Annotated in this window: 6 protein-coding genes; 3 read left to right on the forward strand and 3 right to left on the reverse strand. The window is 67.0% G+C overall.

Annotation, left to right across the window (positions count from 1 at the left end; all coding sequences use genetic code 11):
- Window positions 1–23: 23 nt before the first annotated feature.
- Together I7S92_RS21960 and I7S92_RS21965 are read left to right on the forward strand one after the other, a co-directional pair.
- Complete coding sequence (locus I7S92_RS21960; protein WP_197647649.1) at window positions 24–3,101, forward strand: heterodisulfide reductase-related iron-sulfur binding cluster; 3,078 nt, start codon at window positions 24–26, stop codon at window positions 3,099–3,101.
- Between the two features lies 1 nt (window position 3,102).
- On the forward strand, window positions 3,103–4,065 hold the full coding sequence (locus I7S92_RS21965; protein WP_197647650.1) for an electron transfer flavoprotein subunit alpha/FixB family protein: 963 nt from the start codon (window positions 3,103–3,105) through the stop codon (window positions 4,063–4,065).
- Window positions 4,066–4,180: 115 nt separating this feature from the next.
- On the opposite strand, the gene I7S92_RS21970 is transcribed toward I7S92_RS21965, so the two are convergent.
- The 3 genes from I7S92_RS21970 to I7S92_RS21980 all read right to left on the reverse strand — a co-directional run bounded on the left by I7S92_RS21970 (window position 4,181) and on the right by I7S92_RS21980 (window position 7,467).
- Complete coding sequence (locus tag I7S92_RS21970; RefSeq protein WP_197647651.1) at window positions 4,181–4,465, reverse strand: 4-hydroxyphenylacetate 3-hydroxylase C-terminal domain-containing protein; 285 nt, start codon at window positions 4,463–4,465, stop codon at window positions 4,181–4,183.
- A gap of 103 nt (window positions 4,466–4,568) precedes the next feature.
- Window positions 4,569–6,071 (reverse strand): malonate--CoA ligase, encoded by a 1,503-nt coding sequence (locus I7S92_RS21975; protein WP_197647652.1) that lies wholly within the window; start codon window positions 6,069–6,071, stop codon window positions 4,569–4,571.
- 25 nt (window positions 6,072–6,096) lie between these two features.
- On the reverse strand, window positions 6,097–7,467 hold the full coding sequence (locus I7S92_RS21980; protein ID WP_197647653.1) for a malonyl-CoA decarboxylase: 1,371 nt from the start codon (window positions 7,465–7,467) through the stop codon (window positions 6,097–6,099).
- 173 nt (window positions 7,468–7,640) lie between these two features.
- Here I7S92_RS21980 and I7S92_RS21985 point away from each other — a divergent pair.
- Window positions 7,641–7,826: transposase (locus I7S92_RS21985; RefSeq protein WP_197647654.1), on the forward strand; the 186-nt coding region annotated here is incomplete at its 3' end.

A 7,826-nucleotide genomic window follows, 5' to 3' on the forward strand; every position in this document is an offset into this window, starting at 1 on the left:
CGCCAACCTGCGGAGCCAGCAAGATGCAGACACGCGAACTGTTCTCGCAATTCACCCCTTTCGCCTTCGGGATGTTCTACCTGATCGCGATCGCGGCCATGGCGGCCTTCGTCGTCGGACTGGCGCGGCACATCCTGCGCTATCGCCGCGCCCGGCCGGCCGGTGTGCCGGTCGACTGGTGGGCCGGATTGCGCCGGATGGTCGACGATGTTGTGACGCACCGCACTCTCGGCCGCCGCGACCCCTATGCCGGGACGGCGCACCGGCTGATCTTCTTCGGCTTCGCCATCCTCTTCGTCGGCACGTCGACGATCACGCTGGAATACGATATCGTCGAGCCTCTCACCGGGCTGACCTTCTGGAAGGGCTGGTTCTACCTTGGGTTCAGCCTGGCGATGGACATCGCCGGCGTGATGCTGGTCGTCGGCCTGGTGATGATGATCGCCCGCCGGGCCTGGTTCGGCCTCGCCAAACTCGATTACGTGCGCCGCTACCGCGGCGACACCGCACCCTTGCCCAGGGCCACCGCCTGGAAGATCGAGGACTGGGTCTTCCTCGTCACCCTGCTTCTGATCGCGCTCTCTGGTTTCCTGCAAGAGGCCGTCCGCCTGCTCATCGACCGGCCGCCGCTGTCGGACCTGTCGCCGGTGGGCGCGGCGCTCGGGCGTCTGCTCTCGGGCCTCGGGCTTGATGCCGAGGGGGCCGCGACGGTGCGTGGCGTGAACTGGTGGATCCACGGCATCCTTGCCCTGTCCTTCGTCGCCGGTGTCGCATGGACCAAGGGCAAGCACATGGTTGCCGCCTTCGGCTCGCTTGCGGTGCGTGACAGCCGTAGCGTCGCCCGCCTGCCCGAGGTGGCCGAGGACGAGCCGGCCGGCGTCACCCGGATGGACGACTTCTCCTGGCGCGACCTTCTGCATCTGGACGCCTGCACCAAATGCGGCCGTTGCCACGATGTCTGCCCAGCCCGCAACAGCAACTATCCCCTCAGCCCGCGCGACCTGATCCTTGACCTGAGGCTGCTGGCGCAGTCCGGCGACGGCGCTGCGGATCCGCATGGCGTGATTGCGCCCGAAACGCTGTGGTCCTGCCTCAGCTGCGGCGCCTGCGCCGAGATCTGCCCCGTCGGGATCGAGCAGCCGGTGAAGATCGTCAAGATGCGCCGCGCGCTGGTCGACAAGGGCGAGATGGACCCGACCCTGCGCGGCGTGCTGGAGACGGTGGCCAATGTCGGCAACAGCTTCGGCGAGCCTGCGCGCAAGCGGGGCGCCTGGACGCGCGAGCTGGAATTCCCGGTCAAGGACGCCCGCAAGGAGCCGGTCGAGGCCTTGTGGTTCGTCGGCGACTTCGCCTCGTTCGATCCGCGCTCGCAGACGATCTCGCGGCTTGTCGCACGGCTGTTCAACGCGGGAAGCCTGGATTTCGGCATCCTCTTCGACGGCGAGCGCACGGCGGGCAACGACATCCGCCGCGTGGGCGAGGAGGGTCTGTTCGAATCGCTGTCGGCGCATAACGGCGCGCAGATGGCCCAGGCGAAGTTCGACTGGATCGTCACCACCGATCCGCATTCGCTGAACACCCTGCGCAACGAATATGGCAAGGCGGTGCAGGGCCGGAAGGTGCTGCACTATACCAACGTGCTGGCCGACTGGCTGGAAAGCGGGCGGCTGAAGGTGACCAGGCCGCTGAACAAGCGCGTGACCTATCACGACCCCTGCCATCTGGGGCGGCTGAACAAGGAGTATGACGCGCCGCGCCGGGTTCTGCGCGCCATCGGCTGCGAACTGGTCGAGATGCCGCGCTCGGGTGACAACTCCTTCTGCTGCGGCGCTGGCGGTGGCCGGATCTGGACGCCCGACCCGCCGGGCGTCGAAAAACCCTCCCACAGCCGGATGCACGAGGCGGCGGCGCTGGGGAATATCGACATATTCGTAACCTGCTGCCCGAAGGATCTGACGATGTTCGAGGATGCCCGAAAGTCCAGCGGCCACGAGGCTGATTTCCTCGTCGCCGACATTGCCGAACTGGTCGCCGAGGCGGTCGAACTGCGGGCGATCCCGGCGAATTACCTGCCGGAACTGGCAAACCGCATCGCGGAAAGCCTGGCCGAGAAGGTCACGGCGCGGGTGGTGCCGGAACTGATCCAGGCGCTGACCGCGCAGTCGGGCCGCGTGCTGGCCGCTGCGCCGGCCCCCGTTCCCGCCGCCGAACCGGAGGGTGCCACACCGAAGCCGGTGACGCTCGACGCCGTTCCGGGCGAGGCCGGCGAATGGTCGGTCAGGACGGTGACTCCGGCGGTGCTTGCCGACTACGAGCGCCCGGTGAAGTCGGGCCTTCGCGTGCTGGTCGCCGTCAAGCATGTCGGCAAGCTGGGGGACGAGTTCCGCTTCCGGCCCGATGGGCTTGATGTGCTGCCCGAGGATCTGGACCATCAGCTGAACGAGTTCGACGAGACCGCGATCGAGGCGGCGCTGCAACTGGTCGAGCGGCTGGGCGAGGGTGAGGTGGTCGCCGTCACCATCGGCCCCGAGGCGGCCGAGCCCTCGCTGCGCAAGGCGCTTGCCAAGGGCGCGCATCGCGGCGTGCGGGTCTCGCCCGACGCCGCCTCGCCCGCCGATCCGATCGCTGTGGCGGCGCTTCTGGCGGGCGTGGCGCTGTGCGAGGAGGCCGATCTGGTGCTGACCGGGGTGCAGTCCAGCGACTTTGCCAACGGTGCAACCGCCGCCGCCCTTGGCGGGATCCTCGGCTGGTCGCATGCCGCCGTGGTGGTCGAGATGCAATGGGACGGCAAGGGCCGGCTCGACATCACCCGCGAACTGGAGGGTGGCGTGCGCCATGGCCAGAGCCTGTCGGCGCCTGCGGTCCTGTCGATCCAGTCCGGCGCCAATGTCCCGCGCTATGCCACCATGCGGATGATCAAGGACGCCCGGTCCAAGCCGGTGGCCGAGGCCGTGGTCGAGGAACTCGGCCCCGAGGCGACGGGCCGCCGGGTGGCTGCGATGGACCGGCCGCCGGTCGGCCAGGCAGCAATGCTGGAAGGATCTGCGGCCGAGGTCGCCGCGCGCATCGCGGCCATCGTCCGCGAGAAGAGGGGAGGCTGAGATGGGTGGAATTCTGGTCATTGCCGAGCATCTGCGCGGCACGCTCGGCGCGCAGACCGGCGAGGCAATCGGTCTGGCGCGCGACCTTAAGGCCAGGATCGGCGGACCGCTGGTCGTGACGGTGATCGCCGGTGATCCGGCGCGCTACCATGCGGACTTGGCGCTCGAGGGTGTCGACGAGGTGCTGGGAGTGGCGGCTGCTGAGCATTTCGACCCGGCGGTCTACGAGGAGGCGGCCTTCGCGCTGGCGCTTGAGCTCAAGCCGCGGCTTGTCCTGCTGGGTCATAGCGTGAACGGCATGGGTTTCGGCCCGGCGCTGGCGGTCCGGCTGGGCGGCAGTCTCGTCAGCGATGCGTTCGGGATCGAAGCCGACGGCGGGCGTCTTTTGGCGCTGCGCGGCGGCTATGGCAACAAGGTGCTGACGAAGCTAGACATTTCCGCGGCTTGCGTCACCACCGTGATGCTGCGCGGCGGCAGCGCCAAGCCGCCGTCCGCCGGCACTGCGCCGCTGCGCCTTGTGTCCCTTGACCTGCAATCGGCTGCCGCACGGACGGCCGAGCACAAGGACTATGTCGATCCGCCGCCCGCCGATGTCGACATCACCAAGGCAGAGTTCATCCTTTCGGTCGGCCGCGGCATCCAGGACGAGAAGAACATCGAACGCTTCCGCGCCCTTGCCGAACGACTTGGCGCGACCTTCGGCTGTTCGCGGCCCATCGCCGATTCCGGCTGGTTGCCCAAGGCGCATCAGGTGGGCCTGTCCGGCAAGGTGGCGTCGAACTGCAAGCTTTATCTTGCGCTGGGCATTTCCGGCGCGGTGCAGCACCTGCACGGCATGAAGCATGTCGAGACCATCGTCGCCGTTAACACCGACCGCAATGCTCCGATCTACAACGTCGCCACCTACGGCGCGGCCATCGATCTGTTCGCGCTGGCGGATGCGCTGGAAAAGGAGTTCAACTGACGCAAGAACCTACGGCGCGGCGCGCCAAGGCCCTGCGGGACGATTGCAAGCCCGCCAGCCACCGTTTCCGAAGGGTCAGGACGATCTCTCGCCTTGGCGGCGGGCCCCTGCTGGTTCACTCCATCCCGAGGCGCTTCCTGATCAACCGCAGGCCGCCCGGGCGATCATAGGACCTGTAAAGCTCTTCGCGAAGGGCTGGTGCAGGGGTCGCGTTTCGCATGGCGTGCGGGCTGCAGGTCATGTCCCAGACCAGGTCGAACAGCTTGTCCTTCTCCCGGGCATCCATGCGATAGGCTGGCAGATACTCGTCCAGCATGCCCTTCAGATCGATCCTCTCCCAGGTATCCCGCGGCGCGCGGCCGATGAGGCCCTGGCCGCTCAGGTCGCGCAGGGTCTGCATGAAGCCGGTTCGCGATCTTCCAGAAGGCGAACTGGTCCAGGGTGTTGTCGGAATTGACCGTCCGAGTTCACCAAGAAAAGCGGCGCATTCGGTCAGTCGCGCTTCATCCGGCAAAGCGGTCGCGCAAGAGGTTCTTCTGCACCTTGCCCATCGTGTTGCGCGGCAGTTCGTCGACGAAGAACACCCGTTTCGGCTGCTTGAAGCGGGCCAGTCGCCCGGCAAGCGCCTCGGTGATCGCGGCTTCGGTCAATGGCGGTGTCCCGGTCGGGACCACGACGGCCGTCACCGCCTCGCCGAAATCCTTGTGCGGCACGCCGATCACGGCGGATTCCAGTACGCCGGGGATCCCGTCGATCTCGGCCTCCACCTCCTTGGGATAGACATTGTAGCCGCCGGTGATGATCAGGTCCTTGCCGCGCCCGACGATGTGGACATAACCTTTTTCGTCGATGCGCCCCAGATCGCCGGTGATGAAAAAGCCGTTGCCGCGCAACTCTGCCGCGGTCTTCTCCGGCATCCGCCAATAGCCCTTGAACACGTTCGGGCCGCGCACCTCGATCATGCCGATCTCGCCCTGCGGCAGTTCCGCGCCGCTTTCCGGATGGGTCACGATCAACTCGGTTCCGGGCAGGGGCAGGCCGACCGTGCCCGCGATGCGTTCGCCCGAATAAGGGTTCGAGGTGTTCATGTTGGTTTCCGTCATGCCATAGCGTTCCAGGATGGCATGGCCGGTCCGCGCCCGCCATTCGCGGTGGGTCTCGGCCAGGAGGGGGGCCGAGCCGGAGATGAAAAGCCGCATGTTGGCGGTGATTGCCGGGGAAAGCCTGACGTCCTCCAGCAGGCGGGTGTAGAAGGTCGGCACTCCCATCAGCACCGTCGCCCGGGGCATCAGATCGAAGATGCGGGCAGTATCGAACTTCGGCAGGAAGACCATCGAGGCGCCGGAGAACAGCGTCACGTTCGTCGCGACGAACAGCCCGTGGGTATGGAAGATCGGCAGGGCGTGGATCAGCACGTCCTGCGTCGTGAAATGCCAGGCGTCGCGCAGGGTCAACGTGTTCGAAACCAGGTTGCCATGGGTCAGCATCGCCCCCTTGGACCGCCCCGTGGTGCCCGAGGTATAGAGCAGCGCCGCCAGGTCGTCGGACGTGCGCTGAACGGTGGCGAAATCCTCGGCTGCGGCCCTTGCGGCATCGGTCAGGCTGCCCTGGCCCCCGGCATCCAGCGTCACCAGACGCGCCCCGACCCTTTTTGCCGAGGCCGCCAGATCGCCCGCGCGGGCGGGGTCGCAGACAAGGATCGCCGGCTCGGCATCGCCGATGAAATAGTCCATCTCGGCGGCGGTATAGCCGGTATTGAGTGGCAGGTAGACCCCGCCCGCACGGACGGTCGCCAGGTAAAGGATGATCGCCTCGACCGATTTCTCGACCTGCACGGCCACCCGGTCGCCGGGGGTCAGGCCCAGCCCGGCCAGCGCATTGGCCATCCGGCCGGTGCGGGCAAGAAGGTCGGCATAGCTGATCCGCTCGCCCGGAAGCGTCTCGATCGCGGTCGCGCCCGGATCGGCGATCGAGCGGGCCAGGATGTCGAACAGGTTTGCGGTCATGGAATTCCCCTGCAATGGCGGAAGGTCAGGATCTCGGACCCGGCAGCGCGGCCTTCACGCTGTCGGATGCGGCGACGTGGCCGCGCTCGGCAAAGCCTTCGTGGTTCGCCTCGATCTGGCCGAGGTCATAGAGGTAGTTCACCATCAGCCCATGCGACTGCCGCAGTCCGTTGGCCGAGACATCGCCCATATGGTTCAGACGTTCAAGCCGCGCGCCATTGCCCAGATGGAAGCGCGCCACCGGATCGACCATGCGCTTGCCCTTGTCGCGGGCGCGCAGGAAATAGGTGGCGGCGGCGGCCAGCAGCGGCGCGCGCAACTGTTCGGCGGTGGCGGCGTCCTCGTACCAGTCGGGCCGGTCCAGCGCGGCGAAGGCCAGCCGCTGGTCGGGGCTGATCAGTGCGGAGATTTCGTCCTTGCGCTGCGCGGCCAGCCAGGTGGCAAAGCCCGGCACCGGCGACAGGGTAACGAAGGTCCTGATGTTCGGGCGCTCGGTCTTCAGGTCCTCGACCACCTGCTTGATCAGGAAATTGCCGAAGGAGACACCGGCCAGCCCGCGCTGGGTGTTCGAGATCGAATAGAACACGGCCGTATCCGCCTCGTCGGCGCGGATCGGGGCGCGCGAGAGGTCCAGGAGTTCCGCCACATTGTCGGGGATCGCGCGGGTCAGTGCCACCTCGACGAAGATCAGCGGCTCGTCCACCAGTTGCGGGTGGAAGAAGCCGTAGCAGCGCCGGTCGGTCGGTTGCAGCCGGTTGCGCAGATCGTCCCAGTTCTGGATCGCATGGACCGCTTCATAGCGGATGATCTTTTCCAGAATGCTGGCCGGGGTGTTCCAGTCGATATTGCGCAGCCCGAGAAAGCCCCGGTTGAACCATGAGGCGAAAAGATGCGCGAAATCGTGGTCCACCCGGCGCAGGTCGGGATGGTCGCGCAGATGACGCAGCAACTCCTCGCGCATCCGCACCAGGGCTGCCGTGCCGCCGGGGGCGAGGTTCAGGCGGCGCAGCAGTTCCTGCCGCCGGGGTTCGGCGGCACTGTGCAACGCCTCCATCGCCTCGGGCGCATCGGGGCTGGCCTGGAATGCGCCAAGGGCCGACTTCACCGCCTTCGCATCCGGGCCGAAGCCGTCGGCCAGGGCCTGCAGGAAGGCCAGCCGCGCCGCCGGATCGGCATCTTCGAACGCCGCCAGCAATGCACGGGCGATCACCACGCCCGAAGCCTCGCCCCGCCGGGACAGCAGCCGTTCGCCCAGTTCCGACAGGTCGGGCGCCTGGATGGCATCGGGTCCCGTCCCCTCGCGCCAGCCCAGCAAGCGGCGGCCGCGTTCGGTGAGGCTTTCGAACAGATCGCCCAGAAAGGCTGGACGGCGCTGGCTTTGCTCGGTCTTGGGCATCACAGGTTTTCCCTTGGGGCGTTGCCGGGATGGATCCCGCCAGCACGATGGAGCAATCCGGCGGGCCTTGGCAACCCGCCCGCCGTTCAGCGCGAGAGGCTGGGCTCGACTGACCTGCCACGGGATTTTTCCTCTATCTGCGATTAGAGTCCGGCCCATGGAGAGGACGGACGATGAAGAAGGCACGACTGACGGAAGAGCAGATCATTGGCATCCTGCAGGAGCACGAAGTCGGCGCGAAGTGTGCTGATCTGTGCCGCAAGCACGGGATGTCGGAGGGGACGTTCTATGCCTGGAAGGCGAAGTATTCCGGGATGACGGTATCGGAGGCCAAGCGGCTGAAGGCGCTGGAGGACGAG

The sequence above is a fragment of the Tabrizicola soli genome (assembly GCF_015999335.1).
GTDB lineage: Bacteria > Pseudomonadota > Alphaproteobacteria > Rhodobacterales > Rhodobacteraceae > Tabrizicola > Tabrizicola soli.

Bases quoted from the DNA above. Each gene is read 5' to 3' on its own strand.
- I7S92_RS21960 (WP_197647649.1), top strand. From the start codon at position 24: ATGCAGACACGCGAACTGTTCTCGCAATTCACCCCTTTCGCCTTCGGG.
- I7S92_RS21965 (WP_197647650.1), top strand. From the start codon at position 3,103: ATGGGTGGAATTCTGGTCATTGCCGAGCATCTGCGCGGCACGCTCGGC.
- I7S92_RS21980 (WP_197647653.1), bottom strand. From the start codon at position 7,467: ATGCCCAAGACCGAGCAAAGCCAGCGCCGTCCAGCCTTTCTGGGCGAT.
- I7S92_RS21970 (WP_197647651.1), bottom strand. From the start codon at position 4,465: ATGCAGACCCTGCGCGACCTGAGCGGCCAGGGCCTCATCGGCCGCGCG.
- I7S92_RS21975 (WP_197647652.1), bottom strand. From the start codon at position 6,071: ATGACCGCAAACCTGTTCGACATCCTGGCCCGCTCGATCGCCGATCCG.